General features: G+C 61.8%; 14 protein-coding genes. 12 read left to right on the top strand and 2 right to left on the bottom strand.

Annotated features, from left to right (window positions below; translation table 11 throughout):
- The first annotated feature begins 2 nt into the window (after positions 1 to 2).
- From AC3WMT_RS16315 to madM, 11 genes are all read left to right on the top strand, one after another.
- Entirely contained in the window at positions 3 to 5,906 is a 5,904-nt protein-coding gene (locus AC3WMT_RS16315) for an Hpt domain-containing protein (protein WP_103304294.1), read from the top strand.
- The gene (locus tag AC3WMT_RS16320; RefSeq protein ID WP_103304293.1) at positions 5,899 to 6,369 is read left to right on the top strand and encodes a chemotaxis protein CheW; all 471 of its coding nucleotides are present in this window, start codon (positions 5,899 to 5,901) and stop codon (positions 6,367 to 6,369) included. The genes AC3WMT_RS16315 and AC3WMT_RS16320 overlap by 8 nt, the downstream gene beginning before the upstream one ends.
- A 482-nt stretch (positions 6,370 to 6,851) precedes the next feature.
- Positions 6,852 to 8,522, top strand: coding sequence for a malonate decarboxylase subunit alpha (mdcA, locus tag AC3WMT_RS16325; protein WP_093429846.1), 1,671 nt, complete (start codon positions 6,852 to 6,854; stop codon positions 8,520 to 8,522).
- On the top strand, positions 8,522 to 9,394 hold the full coding sequence (locus tag AC3WMT_RS16330) for a triphosphoribosyl-dephospho-CoA synthase (RefSeq protein WP_103304292.1): 873 nt from the start codon (positions 8,522 to 8,524) through the stop codon (positions 9,392 to 9,394). Before mdcA ends, AC3WMT_RS16330 begins: the two co-directional genes overlap by 1 nt.
- Entirely contained in the window at positions 9,394 to 9,693 is a 300-nt protein-coding gene (locus AC3WMT_RS16335) for a malonate decarboxylase subunit delta (protein WP_103304291.1), read from the top strand. The genes AC3WMT_RS16330 and AC3WMT_RS16335 overlap by 1 nt, the downstream gene beginning before the upstream one ends.
- On the top strand, positions 9,686 to 10,537 hold the full coding sequence (locus tag AC3WMT_RS16340) for a biotin-independent malonate decarboxylase subunit beta (protein WP_103304290.1): 852 nt from the start codon (positions 9,686 to 9,688) through the stop codon (positions 10,535 to 10,537). The genes AC3WMT_RS16335 and AC3WMT_RS16340 overlap by 8 nt, the downstream gene beginning before the upstream one ends.
- Positions 10,534 to 11,319, top strand: a complete 786-nt coding sequence (gene mdcE, locus AC3WMT_RS16345; RefSeq protein WP_103304289.1) for a biotin-independent malonate decarboxylase subunit gamma — start codon at positions 10,534 to 10,536, stop codon at positions 11,317 to 11,319. Before AC3WMT_RS16340 ends, mdcE begins: the two co-directional genes overlap by 4 nt.
- Positions 11,313 to 11,933, top strand: coding sequence for a malonate decarboxylase holo-ACP synthase (locus tag AC3WMT_RS16350; protein WP_103304288.1), 621 nt, complete (start codon positions 11,313 to 11,315; stop codon positions 11,931 to 11,933). The genes mdcE and AC3WMT_RS16350 overlap by 7 nt, the downstream gene beginning before the upstream one ends.
- Positions 11,930 to 12,850 carry a malonate decarboxylase subunit epsilon gene (gene mdcH / locus AC3WMT_RS16355; protein ID WP_103304287.1) on the top strand — a complete coding sequence of 307 codons (921 nt, stop codon included), beginning with the start codon at positions 11,930 to 11,932 and terminating at the stop codon, positions 12,848 to 12,850. The genes AC3WMT_RS16350 and mdcH overlap by 4 nt, the downstream gene beginning before the upstream one ends.
- Before the next feature lie 66 nt (positions 12,851 to 12,916).
- Complete coding sequence (madL, locus tag AC3WMT_RS16360; RefSeq protein ID WP_003229065.1) at positions 12,917 to 13,333, top strand: malonate transporter subunit MadL; 417 nt, start codon at positions 12,917 to 12,919, stop codon at positions 13,331 to 13,333.
- A gap of 1 nt (position 13,334) precedes the next feature.
- The gene (gene madM / locus AC3WMT_RS16365) at positions 13,335 to 14,099 is read left to right on the top strand and encodes a malonate transporter subunit MadM (RefSeq protein ID WP_103304286.1); all 765 of its coding nucleotides are present in this window, start codon (positions 13,335 to 13,337) and stop codon (positions 14,097 to 14,099) included.
- A gap of 190 nt (positions 14,100 to 14,289) precedes the next feature.
- Here madM and AC3WMT_RS16370 read toward each other — a convergent pair whose 3' ends face one another.
- Positions 14,290 to 15,210 (bottom strand): LysR family transcriptional regulator, encoded by a 921-nt coding sequence (locus AC3WMT_RS16370; protein WP_103304285.1) that lies wholly within the window; start codon positions 15,208 to 15,210, stop codon positions 14,290 to 14,292.
- A gap of 142 nt (positions 15,211 to 15,352) precedes the next feature.
- Here AC3WMT_RS16370 and trhA point away from each other — a divergent pair, with 142 nt between their 5' ends.
- Positions 15,353 to 15,970 carry a PAQR family membrane homeostasis protein TrhA gene (trhA, locus tag AC3WMT_RS16375; protein WP_103304284.1) on the top strand — a complete coding sequence of 206 codons (618 nt, stop codon included), beginning with the start codon at positions 15,353 to 15,355 and terminating at the stop codon, positions 15,968 to 15,970.
- Positions 15,971 to 16,081: 111 nt separating this feature from the next.
- On the opposite strand, the gene AC3WMT_RS16380 is transcribed toward trhA, so the two are convergent.
- Entirely contained in the window at positions 16,082 to 16,801 is a 720-nt protein-coding gene (locus tag AC3WMT_RS16380) for a 16S rRNA (uracil(1498)-N(3))-methyltransferase (protein ID WP_103304283.1), read from the bottom strand.
- Between the last annotated feature and the right edge of the window lie 19 nt (positions 16,802 to 16,820).

Below are 16,820 nucleotides of genomic sequence, written 5' to 3' on the forward strand. Positions count from 1 at the left end.
TTATGGGTAATCGGCACGACTATGTGGCCCTCGAGTGGGTCAAAGGCGAAATTGCCGAAACGCTGAAACTGGCGCATCAGGCGATAGAAGCCGTGCTCGATGATCCGCAGGCCTTCCCCGGGCTGGACGAGTGTCTGGATTACATCCATCAGGTTCACGGCAGCCTGCAGATCGTCGAATTTTACGGCGCAGCGCTGCTCGCCGAAGAAATGGAACATCTGGTCGAAGCCCTGCAACACGAACGCGTCAGTCATCGCGATGAAGCCCTGCATTTGCTACTGCAAGCGCTCGGGCAATTGCCGATCTACCTCGACCGCGTGCAAAGTGCCCGCCGAGATTTGCCGCTGGTGGTTCTGCCGCTGATCAATGATCTGCGCAGCGCTCGCGGCGAAAGCCTGCTCTCGGAAACCAGCCTGTTCAGCCCGCAATTGCCCGAGTTACCGCCGCTGAGTGCAGACGCGTTGGCACTGCTGGAACCGGCCGAACTGCCGAACGTGCTGCGCAAATTACGCCAGATGCTGCAAATGGCTCTGGTCGGTCTGTTGCGTGAGCAGGATGACCAGACGCACCTGGAATACTTGGCTAAAGTCTTCAGCCGCCTCGAAGCGCTGAGCGGCGAGGCGCCGCTGAGCCCGTTGTGGCAGGTCGCCTCGGCGCTGGTCGAAGGCATGCGCGACGGCGCCATCGCCAACAGCCCGGCGCTGCGCAGCCTGTTCAAGGACGCCGACAAGGAACTCAAACGCCTGCTCGACCAAGGCATGCGCGGCCTCAACCAGCCGCCACCGCCGGAGCTTTTGAAAAGCCTGTTGTTCTATATTGCCAAGGCCGAACATCCCACCGGGCAGATGCTGACCATGAAAGATCGCTACTCCCTGGACGACGCGTTGCCCGACAGCGCGATGGTCGACGAAGAACGCGCGCGCCTGGCCGGCCCCGACCGCGATGCGATGCGCTCTGTACTGGCGGCATTGTGCGAAGAACTGGTACGGGTCAAGGAACGCCTCGATCTGTTCGTGCGCAGCGACCGTCAACATGCGTCGGATCTGGAAAGTCTGTTGGCGCCGTTGCGGCAGATCGCCGACACCCTCGCGGTGCTCGGTTTCGGCCAGCCGCGCAAGGTCATCATCGATCAACTGGCGGTGGTGCTCAGCCTCGCCCAGGGCCACCGCGAACCCAACGATGCAACGTTGATGGACGTCGCCGGCGCGCTGCTTTATGTCGAGGCGACGCTCGCCGGAATGGTTGGCACGGTCGAGCCGGAAAGTCCGGAAGATTCACGCCTGCCCACCACCGACCTGACGCAGATCCATCAGATCGTCATCAAGGAAGCGCGCATCTGCCTGCAACAGGCCAAGGACATGATCGTCGACTACATCGACGCCGATTGGGACCGCCAGCACCTGCAACCGTTGCCGGAGCTGTTGACTCAGGTGCGCGGTGCATTGGCGATGATTCCGTTGAATCGTGCGGCGAGCCTGGTCGAGGCCTGCAACGGTTTTATCCGCGAACATCTGCTGCTTGATCCGCACGAGCCGGGTTGGGAGCAACTCGATCACCTGGCCGATGTCATCAGCAGTCTTGAGTATTACCTTGAACGCTTGAGCGACGACCCGCAGGCCCCGAGCGAACAATTGCTCGACGTCGCGCAAAAGAGCCTCGCCCGTCTCGGTTATTTTCCGGATGAAGAGCCCGACGTGCCGGTTCTCGAGGAAGTTCTCAGCCCCAGCGAAGCGCTGGTGATGCAGGACATGCAGGCGCTGGACGATCCCGAGATTGTGCAGTCGCTGGCCGACGTGTTGGCCAGCCCGGTCTCGGCGGTCAATCCGCCGGCGCTGATCACCCCCGGCAGCCTGATGCCGCCGCCGGCCGATGAAGAACCGGTCGACGATGAACTGCGCGAAGTGTTCCTCGAAGAGACCGACGAGGTCCTCGAAGTCCTCCACGAATACCTGCCGCGCTGGTCGGCCAATCCGCAGGACCGCGCCGCTCTGACCGAACTGCGCCGCGCCTTTCACACCTTGAAAGGCAGCGGGCGCATGGTCCGTGCGCTGATTCTTGGCGAACTGGCCTGGGCTGTGGAAAACCTGCTCAACCGCGTGCTTGAACAAAGCGTCGAGCCGGGCGCAGTGGTGCCGCAACTGCTCACCGATACGGTGCTGTTGCTGCCGGAACTGATCAGCGAATTCGCCACCAACAGCCAGCGCCAGCGCAGCGATGTCGATCAACTCGCCGCCCGCGCCCACGCCTTGGCCAAGGGTGATGAACCGCTGGCCGCCGAAGACGTCAACGATGTCGCGGCGCTCGATCCGTTGTTGCTGGAGATCTTCCGCAACGAAGCCGAGACGCACTTGGCCAGTCTCAACCGTTTCCTCGATCAAGCCGCCGAACATGTGCCGTTGCCGGCCAGCGACGAATTGCAGCGCGCCTTGCACACCCTCAAGGGCAGTGCGTCGATGGCTGGCGTACTGCCGATTGCCGAACTGGCAGCACCGCTCGATCAATTGGCCCGTGAGTTCAAGGCGCATCAACTGCCGCTCGATCTCGATGAAGTGGAATTGCTCCTCGAAGCCGAAGGCCTGTTCCGCGTCGGTTTGCGTCAGCTCAAACACGATCCGCTGGCGCCGATTGTCGGCGCGCAATCGCTGATCAAACGTACCGAAACACTGCTCGCCGAGCGTCTGGAATCGATCCTCAATGCGCCGAACACCGGATTGCGCATCAAGCGTGATCCGCAGTTGCTCAACAACTTCCTCGCCCAGGGCATGGACATCCTGCTCGATGCCGAAAACCTTTTGCAGCGCTGGCAGCAGCATCCCGGCGAACGCCAGGAACTCAGTGCGCTGCTGGATGAACTGACCACCCTCGGCGAAGGTGCGCACCTGGCGGACCTGCTGCCGGTCGATGTGCTCTGCGAAGCGTTGCTCGATCTTTATGGCGCCGTGGAAGAAAGCAGCCTCGCGGTCAGCGACCGTTTTTTCCATGAGGCGCAAAACGCCCATGAAGCGCTGATCAACATGCTCGACGAACTGGCCGCCGGCCAGGAAGTCACCCCGCAGCCGGCACGGATTCGTGCGTTGCATGAGCTACTCGACGAAAGCCTCGATCCGTCATCCATGGGCCTGATCCGCAGCGATGGCAGCCGCACCTTGAGCATCCGCGAACTGGGCGCGGCGACCGCCGAGCTTGCACAGAAAACCGTAACGTCTGAACCGGACGACGAGATCGTCGAGATCTTCCTCGAAGAAGCGGTGGATATTCTCGACAGCGCCGGGCAAGCCTTGCAGCGCTGGCTGAATGACCCGGACAACGTCGCGCCGCTGTCGTCGTTGCAGCGCGATTTGCACACCCTCAAGGGTGGTGCACGGATGGCCGAAGTCGAGACCATCGGCGATCTGGCCCAGGAGCTGGAAAGCCTTTACGAAGGTTTGCTTGATCGGCGTTACAGTCACAGCGAAGCCCTTGGCCGTTTGCTGCACAAGAGCCATGACCGCTTGGCGTTGTTGCTTGAACAGCTGCAAAACCACCAACCGCTGAACCCGGCGCTGGATCTGATCGAATCGATCCGACAGCTGCGTCAGGGCTCATCCGCCACGGCCGAAACGGCGCAACCGGCCATCGATCACGAAGGCGCCGGGCATGACCCGGAGTTGCTGGAAATCTTCCTCGAAGAAGGTTTCGACATCATCGAGAACTCCGGCGCCGCGCTGCTGCGCTGGCAGGCCGAGCCGGGCAATCGCCAGGAAGTGGAAACCCTGCTGCGCGATCTGCACACCCTCAAGGGTGGCGCGCGGATGGTTGAGATCGGCCCGATCGGCGACCTCGCTCACGAACTCGAATACCTTTACGAAAGCCTTTCTGCCGGCACGCTGCCTGCGTCGACCGAGCTGTTTGCGCTGGTGCAGCGCGGGCATGACCGACTGGCGCAAATGCTCGATGCCGTGCGCGCCGGGCAACCGTGTCCGCCAGCGGATCGGCTGATCAATGCGATCCAGAGTTTCAGCCATCCGCTGACGCCTGAAGCGCCGCCACTGTTGCCTTTGCCGGTTAAAACCGAGCCTGCGCCACTCGCTGCCGAGGTGGCGGCGGACATGGTCAAGGTCTCTGCCGAGCTGCTCGACGAACTGGTCAATCTGGCCGGGGAGACCTCGATTTTCCGTGGTCGTATCGAACAGCAAGTCAACGATGCGCAAGTCGCGCTCAACGAGATGGAAACCACCATCGAGCGCATGCGCGATCAGTTGCGCCGCCTCGACACCGAAACCCAGGGGCGTATCCTCAGCCGTCAGCAAGTCGATGCCGAGCGCCTCGGCTACGAGGAATTCGATCCGCTGGAAATGGATCGGCATTCGCAGCTGCAGCAACTGTCGCGGGCGTTGTTCGAGTCCGCTTCCGACTTGCTTGATCTGAAGGAAACCCTCGACCGCCGCAACCACGATGCCGAGAACCTGTTGCAGCAACAGGGCCGCATCAACACCGAATTGCAGGAAGGCCTGATGCGTACGCGCATGGTGCCGTTCGAGCGCATGTTGCCGCGCTTGAAACGCATCGTCCGTCAGGTCGCCGAAGAGCTGAACAAAGACGTCGCGTTTGTCGTCGGCAATGCCGAAGGTGAGATGGATCGCAATGTGCTGGAGCGCATGGCCGCACCGCTGGAGCACATGCTGCGCAACGCCGTCGACCATGGTCTGGAATCAGCCGAGGTGCGCCTGGCGGCGGGTAAACCGGCGCAGGGTACTATCACGCTGGACCTGTCCCGCGAGGGTGGCGACATCGTTTTCGACATCCGCGACGATGGAGCCGGCGTGCCGTTGGAGGCCGTACGGCGCAAGGCGATCAAGCGCGGATTGCTCGCGCCGGACGCCGAGATCAGCGACCGCGACGTGTTGCAGTTCATCCTTCAGCCGGGTTTCTCCACCGCCGAGAAAATCACCCAGATTTCCGGGCGTGGCGTCGGCATGGACGTGGTGCACGAAGAAGTCCGCCAGTTGGGCGGCAGCATGAGCATTGATTCGGTGCCGGGGCAGGGCGTGCATTTCCGCATTCGCCTGCCGTTCACCGTGTCGGTCAACCGCGCGTTGATGGTGCAGTGCAGCGAGGATCAGTATGCGATTCCGCTGAACACCATCGACGGCATCGTCCGCGTCTTGCCGAATGATCTGGACGGGCATTTCCGTCTCGATCCACCGAGCTATCAATACGGCGGCCAACACTATGAGTTGTGCTATCTGGGCGAACTACTGAAAACTTCATCGCGGCCGAAACTGCTGGGGCAGAGCCTGCCGTTGCCAGTGTTGCTGGTGCAGTACAACGACCGACGCATAGCGGTGCAGGTCGACACCATGGCCGGTACTCGCGAGATTGTGGTGAAGAGCCTCGGCCCGCAGTTCGCAGCGGTGCAGGGCGTGTCCGGCGCGACGATACTCGGCGATGGCCGGGTGGTGCTGATTCTCGATTTGCTGGCGCCGATCCGCGCAATGCAGGCGCGAGTTGCGCAGTATCCGACGCTGCCGGACATCGACAGCGAGCCGCAGAAGCCGTTGCTGGTCATGGTGGTCGACGACTCGGTTACCGTGCGCAAGGTCACCAGTCGTTTGCTCGAACGCCACGGCATGAACGTGCTGACCGCCAAGGACGGGGTCGACGCCATGCTCCTGCTCGAAGAACACATGCCCGACCTGATGCTGCTCGACATCGAAATGCCGCGCATGGACGGCTTCGAAGTCGCCACCCAAGTGCGCAACGACGAACGCCTGCAACACCTGCCCATCATCATGATCACCTCGCGCACCGGCCAGAAACACCGCGACCGCGCCATGGCCATCGGCGTCAACGACTACCTCGGCAAGCCGTACCAGGAATCGGTGCTGCTCGAAAGCATTGCCCACTGGAGCAAGAAACATGCATGAGCGCCGGCACAATCAGCGCAGCAGTCAACTCACCGGTTTGCTGCTGCCGTTGGCGGATCGCAATCTGATCCTGCCCAACGTCGCGGTGGCCGAGCTGATCGACTATCAGGCCAGCGCCTTCGACCTGGACACGCCACCGTGGTATCTGGGGCGGGTGATGTGGCGCGAGCGGCAGATACCGTTGCTGAGTTTCGAGTCGGCGTGCGGGCAGAAAATCGTTATTGGCGAGCGGGCGCGGATCGTGATTCTCAATGCGCTCGGTGGATTGCCGGAGTTGAAGTTCATTGCGCTGCTGGTGCAGGGGATTCCGCGCTCTTACAAGCTCGATAGCCAGTTGAGTTACGTCGATGTGCCGTTGTGTGCGCTGGAGCAGGCGGCGGTGCAGGTCGGAGAGCAGGTAGCGAAGGTGCCGGATTTGTTGGGGCTGGAGAAGTTGTTGGTGGAGGCTGGCCTGGTCCATTGATCCAGAGCTTTCAGTGATCTGACAGGCCCCATCGCTGGCAAGCCAGCTCCCACGGTGTCCGAGTCGTATTCAAATCTGTGAACCCCGCAGAATCCTGTGGGAGCTGGCTTGCAGGTTCTTACAGGGTCCGAGTTGTGTTCGAATTTTGTGAGCCACACAAAACCCTGTGGGAGCTGGCTTGCCAGCGATGGGGCCAGTGGCATCAGCAACTTCCTGCCGGCCAACCCCCTGACTCATCGGCGGACTTATCCAGAACTTACGCCGCTTTGGCTGGCCTCTTCGCGAGCAGGCTCGCTCCCACATTAGATCTTCAGTGCCCCCCAGTTTCTGTGGACGACAGAGATCCCCTGTGGGAGCGAGCCTGCTCGCGAAGGCGGCATTGAACGTTACGCTCAGCGTAATGATTCACCGCCGCGCTTGATTGATGCTCGCACCCCACACGCCTAACTTTGCTCCACGACAGCGAACCCCGTGGAGTGAGCATGACAACAACAATTTCCCCCGATTCGCGCTGGACGCGGCGGCGTGACGAGAAGCAGCGCCGCCTCGACAAGGTGCGCGGGCTGGCCGACGGTGTGGTGTTGCCCACCGACAAGATCGTCGCCGCGCTCGAAGCGCTGATCCATCCCGGCGACCGTGTGGTGCTGGAGGGCAACAACCAGAAGCAGGCGGATTTCCTCTCGCGCTCGCTGGCCAAGGCCGACCCGGAAAAGCTCCACGACCTGCACATGATCATGCCCAGCGTCGGTCGCTCCGAGCACCTCGACCTGTTCGAACGCGGCATCGCCCGCAAGCTCGATTTCTCTTTCGCCGGCACCCAGAGCCTGCGCATCAGCCAGTTGCTCGAAGACGGCCTGCTGGAAATCGGCGCGATCCACACCTACATCGAACTCTACGCCCGGCTGGTGGTGGACCTGATTCCCAACGTCGTGCTCTCGGCCGGGTTCATGGCCGACCGCGCCGGCAACATCTACACCGGCCCGAGCACCGAAGACACCCCGGCACTGATCGAACCGGCCGCGTTCAGCGACGGCATTGTCATCGTCCAGGTCAACCAATTGGTCGACGACGTCAGCGAACTGCCCCGTGTGGACATCCCGGCGTCATGGGTCGATTTTGTGGTGGTGGCCGACAAGCCGTTCTACATCGAACCGCTGTTCACCCGCGACCCACGGCACATCAAGCCCGTACACGTATTGATGGCGATGATGGCGATTCGCGGGATCTACGAAAAACACAATGTGCAGTCGCTCAACCACGGCATCGGTTTCAACACCGCCGCCATTGAACTGATCCTGCCGACCTACGGCGAATCCCTCGGCCTCAAAGGCAAGATCTGCCGCAACTGGACGCTCAACCCGCACCCGACGCTGATCCCGGCGATCGAAAGCGGCTGGGTCGAAAGCGTGCATTGCTTCGGCACCGAACTGGGTATGGAAAACTACATCGCCGCCCGGCCAGACGTGTTCTTCACAGGGCGCGACGGCTCGCTGCGTTCCAACCGGATGTTCTGCCAACTGGCCGGGCAGTACGCGGTGGATCTGTTCATCGGCGCGACGCTGCAGGTCGATGGCGATGGCCATTCCTCGACCGTTACCCGTGGCCGTCTCGCCGGTTTCGGTGGTGCGCCGAACATGGGCCACGACCCGCGCGGTCGCCGTCACGGCACCCCGGCGTGGCTCGATATGCGCCATGACGACTCGCAGCAACCGATGCTCGAACGCGGCAAGAAACTCGTGGTGCAAATGGTCGAGACCTTCCAGGAGGGTGGCAAACCGACCTTCGTCGAAACCCTCGACGCGGTGGAAGTGGCGAAGAAAAGCGGCATGCCGCTGGCGCCGATCATGATCTACGGCGACGACGTCACCCACCTGCTTACCGAAGAAGGCATCGCCTACCTGTACAAGGCACGCTCGCTGGAAGAGCGTCAGGCGATGATCGCCGCCGTAGCGGGCGTCACCGCCATCGGCCTGCGCCACAACCCGAAAGACACCGAACGCATGCGCCGCGAAGGCCTGATCGCCTTGCCCGAAGACCTTGGCATCCGCCGCACCGACGCCACCCGCGAACTGCTGGCGGCGAAAAGCGTGGCTGATCTGGTCGAGTGGTCGGGTGGCTTGTACAACCCGCCCGCCAAATTCAGGAGCTGGTAATGCACGCACTTAACCTGCAAGCGAAACCGCTGTCCCTGGCTGATCGATTGGCCGATCTGGCGGTGGACGCGTTGATCGACGAAGCGGATCTGTCGCCGAAACCGGCACTGGTCGACCGGCGTGGCAACGGCGCGCACACCGATTTGCACCTGGGCCTGATGCACGCGTCGGCGTTGTCGCTGTGGCCGGCATTCAAGGAAATGTCTGAAGCGGCGGTTGAAATCGGTGAAGTAAATTCAACGTTGCGCGAAGCGATTGGCCGCATCGGTCGTGAAGGCGAGCAAGCCATGCTCGCCACCACCAATGGCGTAAACACTCATCGCGGGGCGATCTGGGCGTTGGGGCTTTTGGTCACTGCTGCTGCGCTGGAACCGCAATCCTCCCGCGCCAACGCAGTCTCCCTGCGCGCCGCACGTCTGGCCTTGCTGGATGACCGTTACGCACCCCAACCACTGAGCCACGGCGCCCAGGTCGCCCTGCGTTACGGCGCTCGCGGCGCCCGTGAGGAAGCGCAACTCGGCTTCCCGTCCGTGCTGCAACGTGGCCTGCCGCAACTGAAAAAAAGCCGCACCGCCGGGCATGGCGAACAGAACGCCCGGCTCGACGCCTTGCTCGCAATCATGACTGACCTGGCCGACACCTGCGTGCTCTACCGCGCCGGCGAACAAGGCCTGCAAGCCATGCAACAAGGCGCGCAAGCGGTGCTCGATGCCGGCGGCAGCGCCAGCCTCAGCGGCCGTCGGCGCCTGCACGAACTGGATCAACAACTCATCGCATTGAATGCCTCGCCCGGTGGCGCCGCCGACTTGCTCGCCGCCACGCTGCTGCTCGACCGTATCGAGCGCGACGGCATCCTTCAGGGAGCGTTTTGATGGAAACCTTATCCTTTGAATTCCCCGCCGGGCAGCCGCCACGCGGGCGCGCGCTGGTCGGTTGTGTCGGCTCGGGTGATCTGGAAGTGCTGATCGAACCGGGCCCGGCCGGCAAGCTGACGATCAACGTGCAGACCTCGGTCAACGGTGCGCAGTTGCGTTGGCAGCATCTGTTTGCGCGGATGTTCGACGGCACCACGCCGCCGGCCATGGCCATCGATATCCACGATTTCGGCGCGACACCCGGCGTGGTGCGTCTGCGTCTGGAACAAGGTTTCGAGGAGATCGGCCATGACTGACAGCGCAGCGCTTTTGCACAAACACAGCTTCGTCGAACTCGGTGCGCGGCAACGGGCGAAAGCCTTGCTCGATAACGGGACCTTCCGCGAATTGCTCGACCCGTTTCAACGCGTCATGTCGCCGTGGCTCGAACGCCAGGGCGTGGTGCCGCAAGCCGATGACGGCGTGGTGATCGCCAAGGGCAGCCTCGACGGTTTGCCGGTGGTGATCGCGGCGATTGAAGGCGCTTTCCAGGGCGGCAGCCTTGGCGAAGTCGGCGGGGCGAAGATTGCCGGTGCGCTGGAACTGGCCGCTGAGGACAACCGTAAAGGCATTCCTACTCGCGCGGTGTTGCTGCTGGAAACCGGTGGCGTGCGCTTGCAGGAAGCCAACCTCGGTTTGGCGGCAATTGCTGATATTCATGCGGCGATTGTCGATTTGCAGCGGTACCAACCGGTGGTTGGTGTGGTCGCCGGTAGCGTTGGTTGCTTCGGTGGTATGTCGATTGCGGCGGCGCTGTGCAGCTATTTGCTGGTGACTCAGGAAGCGCGTCTCGGTTTGAACGGCCCGCAGGTGATCGAGCAGGAAGCCGGGATCGAGGAATACGACTCGCGAGACCGGCCGTTCATTTGGAGCCTGACCGGTGGCGAGCAGCGTTTCGCCAGCGGCTTGGTGGATCGTTATGTCGCCGATGATGTGGCGCAGATCCGCCAGCAGGTCGGCGAATTGCTTCAGCAAGGTTTGCCGGCGCAGCCGCGCAGTCAACGCGCCGAATGGTTTCTGCAACGCCTGAGCAGTTTGAACACTGACCAGCAAATCGAACCGTCGGTGGTTCGCGATCTGTATCAAGGAGAGCGCTCATGAGCGGTTATTCACTGCGCGGTTTGAACTGGTTCAACGCCTTGAGCGCTGGTGCGAAAGCCGTGGAAGGTTTGCCGCCGTCGTTGCAAATAGCCGATGGCGAACTCGGGCGTTTTATCGCCGTGGTCGCTGACCCGGACAACCGTTTCCCACGTGCTCGCAATGGCGAAGTCGGTTTGCTCGAAGGCTGGGGTCTGGCCAAGGCTGTGGATGATGCAATCAGCGCTGACCGTGACAAAACGCACAAGCGCCCGATCATCGCCATCGTCGACGTACCGAGTCAGGCTTATGGTCGCCGCGAAGAAGCCCTCGGCATCCATCAGGCTTTGGCCGGCGCTGCGGACAGCTATGCCCGCGCGCGTTTGGCCGGGCATCCGGTGATTGCGTTGCTGGTGGGCAAGGCCATGTCCGGGGCGTTTCTCGCTCATGGTTATCAGGCCAACCGCTTGATCGCGCTGCGCGATCCGGGGGTGATGGTGCATGCGATGGGCAAGGCGTCGGCAGCGCGGGTGACCTTGCGCAGTGTCGAGGAACTGGAGGCGCTGGCCGCCAGTGTGCCGCCGATGGCTTACGACATCGACAGCTATGCGAGTCTCGGATTGCTCTGGGAAACCCTGTCGGTGCAGCAAATCGAACAACCGACAGCGGAAGATCTATCAAGGGTTAACGAGTGTTTGAAGCAAGCCATCGGCGATATCTCCAACACTGATCTGAGCAATCGCCTCGGCGCAAAAAATCGTGCAGCCTCCAGCAAAGTCCGTGAGTTGCTGAGGGCGCAGTGGTGAAAACGCCTCTGGCTCACGACCTGCTCTGGGGCATGACGCCTGCGCAGTTGCCGGCGGATGCGCCGCTGTGGGCAGTCGAGTCGCTGGCCGCCGGGCAACCGGTGGTGGTGCGCCGGGCCGTGTGCACCGAGGGTTTTGTGGCCGTGGGCGTGCGCGGTGTGTTGCGCGAGCAGCGGCTGGCGGCTTTTATGACGCTCGATTCGATTGCCTGTCGGGTTAGCCCCGAAGCGCTGTGTCATGTCGATTGCGAGCGCGATTTACCGGTCATGCGGGCGCTCAAGCAACTGCGGCCGATGCTTGATGACTGCGGTTGGGTCTGGGGTGTCAGCGGCAGCGTCGGGTTTGAACTGGCCAGTGGTTTTAAAGCGATGCACGCGGCCAGTGATCTCGATCTGATCCTGCGTACCCCGCAACTGCTCACCCGTAATCAGGCACGAAAACTGGTCGCGTTGTTCGATCAGGCCTTGTGCCGGGTCGACATGCAATTGCAGACGCCGTTCGGTGCTGTGGCCCTGCGCGAGTGGGCCAGCGGTTCGGCACGGGTGCTGCTGAAAAACGTCGATCAGGCCTGTCTGGTCGCCGATCCGTGGAATCCGCAGGAGCAGGCAGCGTGAGCAGTCTGCTGGTGTTTCCCGGCCAGGGCGCGCAGCAAGCAGGCATGCTCCAGCGTTTGCCTGGAGAAACGTTGACCGAGGCCAGTGATGTACTCGGTGAAGATGTGCGGTTGCTTGACTCGGCCGTGGCGCTGCGCACAACGAGGGCGGTGCAGCTTTGTCTGCTGATCGCCGGGGTCGCGGCTTCACGGCAGTTGTTGCAGGACGGACTCACGGCGGATTACGTCGCCGGTTTGTCCATCGGCGCTTACCCGGCAGCGGTGGTTGCCGGGGCGTTGCGCTTCAGCGATGCGTTGCATCTGGTCAGCCTGCGCGGTGAGTTGATGCAGCAGGCTTATCCACAGGGCTATGGCATGACCGCAATCATCGGTCTGCAGTTATCCACCGTCGAAACGCTGCTGGCGCAGGTGCACAGCGAAGATTCGCCGGTGTACCTGGCCAACATCAACGCCGATAACCAGGTCGTCATTGCCGGCAGCGACGAGGCGATGCAAGCGGTCGCCGAACTGGCGCGCGGCCGTGGTGCCGGTCTGGCAAAGCGTCTGGCGGTGAGTGTGCCGTCGCACTGCCCGCTGCTGGAAAAACCGGCGCAAACCCTTGCCGAAGCCTTCGCCAAGGTTGAACTGAAAACCCCGAAAATTGCTTACCTGAGCGGCAGTCGTGCGCGTCCGGTCATCAAGCCCGAAGCGCTACGCGACGACCTCGCTTTCAACATGTGCCGCGTGGTGGACTGGCGCGGCACCGTGCAAAGCGCTTACGAGCGCGGTGTACGGTTACAGATCGAACTGCCGCCCGGTGCGGTGCTGACCGGGCTGGCGCGCCGGGTGTTCGAATCGGGCACTGTCACTGCCTTCGACAGTGCGCGGCTCGACACCTTGCAGGCGCTGTTGCGTGAGGAGGGAAGCCGCCAACTCTAAACCGCCGCGACTCAGGCTTCGAACAACAAAAACAACATTCGACGATGCACTTTGAGGACTACAACAATGATTATTTACGGTGTGGCGCTGTTGGCGATCTGTACGCTGGCAGGGGTGATCATGGGTGACATGCTCGGTGTGCTGCTGGGGGTCAAATCCAATGTCGGCGGGGTCGGCATCGCGATGATCCTGTTGATCTGCGCGCGGTTGTGGATGCAGAAACGCGGCGGCATGACCAAGGATTGCGAGATGGGCGTCGGCTTCTGGGGCGCGATGTATATTCCGGTGGTGGTGGCGATGGCTGCGCAACAAAACGTCGTCACCGCCCTGCACGGCGGACCGGTGGCGGTGCTGGCGGCAATCGGTTCGGTGGTGGTGTGTGGTTGCACGATTGCCTTGATCAGCCGCACCCATAAGGGCGAGCCATTGCCCGACGAACCGGTGGAAGTCACTCCTGTCGGCACCCCGGTAGGAGGTCGCTGACATGTGGGCACTCATTGAAAACGGTCTGGAACACAACGGTCTGGTCACTGCTTTCGCCTTCGTCGGCGTGATCATGTGGGTGTCGGTGATTCTCTCGAAACGTCTGACGTTCGGGCGCATTCACGGCTCGGCGATTGCCATTGTCATTGGTCTGGTATTGGCCTGGGTCGGCGGCACCATGACTGGCGGGCAGAAGGGCCTGGCGGATCTGACGCTGTTCTCTGGCATCGGTTTGATGGGCGGGGCGATGCTACGAGACTTTGCGATTGTTGCCACCGCGTTCGAAGTGCAGGCGACCGAGGCGAAGAAGGCCGGGATGATTGGTGTGATTGCGCTGCTGCTGGGCACGATCCTGCCGTTCATTGTCGGCGCGAGCATGGCCTGGGCGTTCGGTTATCGCGATGCGGTGAGCATGACCACCATTGGCGCGGGCGCGGTGACTTATATCGTCGGGCCGGTGACGGGGGCGGCGATTGGTGCGAGTTCGGATGTGATGGCGCTGTCGATTGCCACCGGTTTGATCAAGGCGATTCTGGTGATGGTCGGCACGCCGGTCGCGGCGCGCTGGATGGGCCTGGATAACCCGCGTTCGGCGATGGTGTTTGGCGGGTTGGCCGGGACGGTGAGCGGGGTGACGGCGGGGCTGGCGGCGACGGATCGGCGGTTGGTGCCTTATGGGGCGTTGACGGCTACGTTCCATACCGGGCTTGGGTGTTTGCTTGGGCCTTCGTTGTTGTTCTTCATTGTTCGCGGGATTGTGGGCTGAAGATCAAAAGCCCCTCACCCTAGCCCTCTCCCGGGGGGAGAGGGGACTGACCGCGGTGGATGTTGGAGGTACGCCGACCTGAAAGTCCTGAGTCGAACTCAGGTCTTGAAACCCATGAAGATCTGCTCCCTTTCACCCTCGCCCCCTGGGGGAGAGGGCTGGGGTGAGGGGGTAAGCTCTTGATCTGCTGTTAATCCGCCAACTGCCGATTCGCATACATCCGACACTCCGCCAACAACGCCAGCAAGTTCGGATCCCGCTCTTTGGCCTTCAAGAACACCACGCCAATGTGCTGCTGCAACCGGTACTTCTCCTGCAACGGAATCAACTTCACCCGGTTCTCATACACCGCCGCAATCCGCCCCGGCAGCAACGCGTAACCTACTCCAGAGCTGACCATGCTCAGCAGGGTGAAGATGTCGTTCACCTGCATCGCCACCTTCGGCTCGAACCCTGCCTGCTTGAACACCCGGTTACCGTCCTGATGGGTGGCGAAGCCTTGGGTCAGGGTAATGAAGGTTTCATCGCGCACCTCCGCCAGATCCACTTCGCTGCGCTGGGCAAACCTTGAATCTGCTGGCGTCGCGAGAAAAATGTCATCGGAAAACAGCGCAATCTGCTCGCAATCCGGGTCGTTGATGCTGTCGTCCAGCGACACCAGAATCGCGTCGACTTCCATGTTTTTCAGCTTGTAGAGCAAGTCGATATTCGAACCGAGGATCAGATCGATGTTGAGTTCGCTGCGGCGGATCTTCAGGCCCATGATCAGTTGCGGTACGGTCTTCACCGTCAGCGAATACAACGAGCCAAGCTTGAAACGTTCAGCGGAGAACCCGGCGGCTTCGCGGGTCAGGCGTACGCTTTCGACCACGTCCTGAATCAGCTTCTGTGCGCGTTCTTCCAGCACATAAGCGCTTTCCAGTGGTGTCAGGTTGCGGCCTTCGTGCTTGAACAGCGGACAACGCAGGGCGCTCTCCAGCGAGTGAATCGCGCGATGCACGCTGACATTGCTGGTCTGCAACTCGGCAGCGGCGCGGGCCAGATTGCCGGTGCGCATGAAGGCGAGGAACACCTCGAGTTTTTTCAGGGTCAATTCTTCGTCGATCAGCATGGCGCGGACTCTTTTTGGTATCGGCCGATTGTGCCCAATTAACCGGGCACGCGCAGGTTCGCGTTGAACAGAAACATTGCGCTTTTACGCTCAAGGCCCGAGCCTTGCGCGCTGCGGTAATGAATATTGAGGTGAGCGATACATGTATCACGGAGAACGATTGAACGCCTGGACCCATCTGGTCGGGGCGGTGGCGGCTTTTATCGGCGGGGTGTGGATGCTGGTGATCGCCAGCCTGGATGGCAGTCCATGGAAGATTGTCAGTGTGGCGATTTACGCTTTCACCCTGCTGGTGCTTTACAGCGCATCGACCGTGTACCACAGCGTGCGCGGGCGCAAAAAAGCGATCATGAAGAAGGTTGATCACTTTTCGATCTACCTGTTGATTGCCGGCAGTTATACGCCGTTCTGTCTGGTGACCCTGCGCGGGGTGTGGGGCTGGACGCTGTTCGGGATTGTCTGGGGGCTGGCGCTGATCGGGATCTTGCAGGAGATCAAACCGCGTTCCGAGGCGCGGATTCTGTCGATCGTGATCTACGCGGTGATGGGCTGGATCGTGCTGGTGGCGGTCAAGCCATTGATTGCGGCGCTGGGCACCATCGGTTTTGCCTGGCTGGCCACGGGCGGCGTGCTGTACACCGTGGGGATTATCTTTTTTGCCCTGGACCACCGGTTGCGACATGCACACGGGATCTGGCATCTGTTCGTCATCGCCGGGAGCCTGCTGCACTTTGTGGCGATTATGTTTTACGTCCTGTAGACCGAGGCGCTGCCAATCGCTGGCAAGCCAGCTCCCACAGGGTTCAGTGTTGTTCACAAAATTTTTGATCAACGAAGCACCTGTGGGAGCTGGCTTGCCAGCGAGGGCGTCCTAGAAATCACCCCAAAGTTGTTGGGCCACCGCCAGTGCAACCACCGGCGCGGTCTCGGTGCGCAACACTCGCGGGCCGAGGCGGGCGGCATGGAAGCCGTTGCCCTTGGCCTGCTCAACCTCAGCATCCGTCAGCCCACCCTCAGGCCCGATCAGGAACGCCAGTGTTGCCGGTTTGGCATGACTCACCATCGGCTCGGCCACCGGGTGCAGCACCAGCTTCAGATCAGCTTCGGTCTGTTTGATCCAGTCAGCCAGCAACACCGGCGGATGAATCACCGGCACCCGCGAACGCCCGCATTGCTCACAAGCGCTGATCGCCACCTGACGCCAGTGCAGCAGGCGTTTGTCGGCGCGTTCGTCCTTCAGGCGGACTTCGCAGCGGTCGCTGAAGATCGGGGTGATTTCATTCACGCCCAACTCGGTGGCTTTCTGGATCGCCCAGTCCATCCGCTCGCCCCGGGACAGGCCTTGGCCGAGGTGGATCTGCAGTGGCGATTCGACCTGGCCGGCCAGTTGCTCGTCGATCTGCACCACCACGCGTTTCTTGCCGACTTCCACCAGCGATCCACGGAACTCATGGCCGGAGCCGTCGAACAACTGCACCGCATCGCCCTCGGCCATGCGCAGCACACGGCTGATGTAATGCGCCTGGGCTTCCGGCAGTTCGTGTTCGCCAGTGCTCAGGGGGGCGTCGATAAAGAAGCGGGACAGTCTCATTTCGGGTCTCTTTAAGTAG

The sequence above is a fragment of the Pseudomonas sp. FW305-7 genome (genome assembly GCF_058786735.1).

Coding starts and splice junctions, on each gene's coding strand:
- AC3WMT_RS16315 (WP_103304294.1), top strand. CDS start 3: ATGGGTAATCGGCACGACTATGTGGCCCTCGAGTGGGTCAAAGGCGAA.
- AC3WMT_RS16320 (WP_103304293.1), top strand. CDS start 5,899: ATGCATGAGCGCCGGCACAATCAGCGCAGCAGTCAACTCACCGGTTTG.
- mdcA (WP_093429846.1), top strand. CDS start 6,852: ATGACAACAACAATTTCCCCCGATTCGCGCTGGACGCGGCGGCGTGAC.
- AC3WMT_RS16330 (WP_103304292.1), top strand. CDS start 8,522: ATGCACGCACTTAACCTGCAAGCGAAACCGCTGTCCCTGGCTGATCGA.
- AC3WMT_RS16335 (WP_103304291.1), top strand. CDS start 9,394: ATGGAAACCTTATCCTTTGAATTCCCCGCCGGGCAGCCGCCACGCGGG.
- AC3WMT_RS16340 (WP_103304290.1), top strand. CDS start 9,686: ATGACTGACAGCGCAGCGCTTTTGCACAAACACAGCTTCGTCGAACTC.
- mdcE (WP_103304289.1), top strand. CDS start 10,534: ATGAGCGGTTATTCACTGCGCGGTTTGAACTGGTTCAACGCCTTGAGC.
- madL (WP_003229065.1), top strand. CDS start 12,917: ATGATTATTTACGGTGTGGCGCTGTTGGCGATCTGTACGCTGGCAGGG.
- madM (WP_103304286.1), top strand. CDS start 13,335: ATGTGGGCACTCATTGAAAACGGTCTGGAACACAACGGTCTGGTCACT.
- AC3WMT_RS16370 (WP_103304285.1), bottom strand. CDS start 15,210: ATGCTGATCGACGAAGAATTGACCCTGAAAAAACTCGAGGTGTTCCTC.
- trhA (WP_103304284.1), top strand. CDS start 15,353: ATGTATCACGGAGAACGATTGAACGCCTGGACCCATCTGGTCGGGGCG.
- AC3WMT_RS16380 (WP_103304283.1), bottom strand. CDS start 16,801: ATGAGACTGTCCCGCTTCTTTATCGACGCCCCCCTGAGCACTGGCGAA.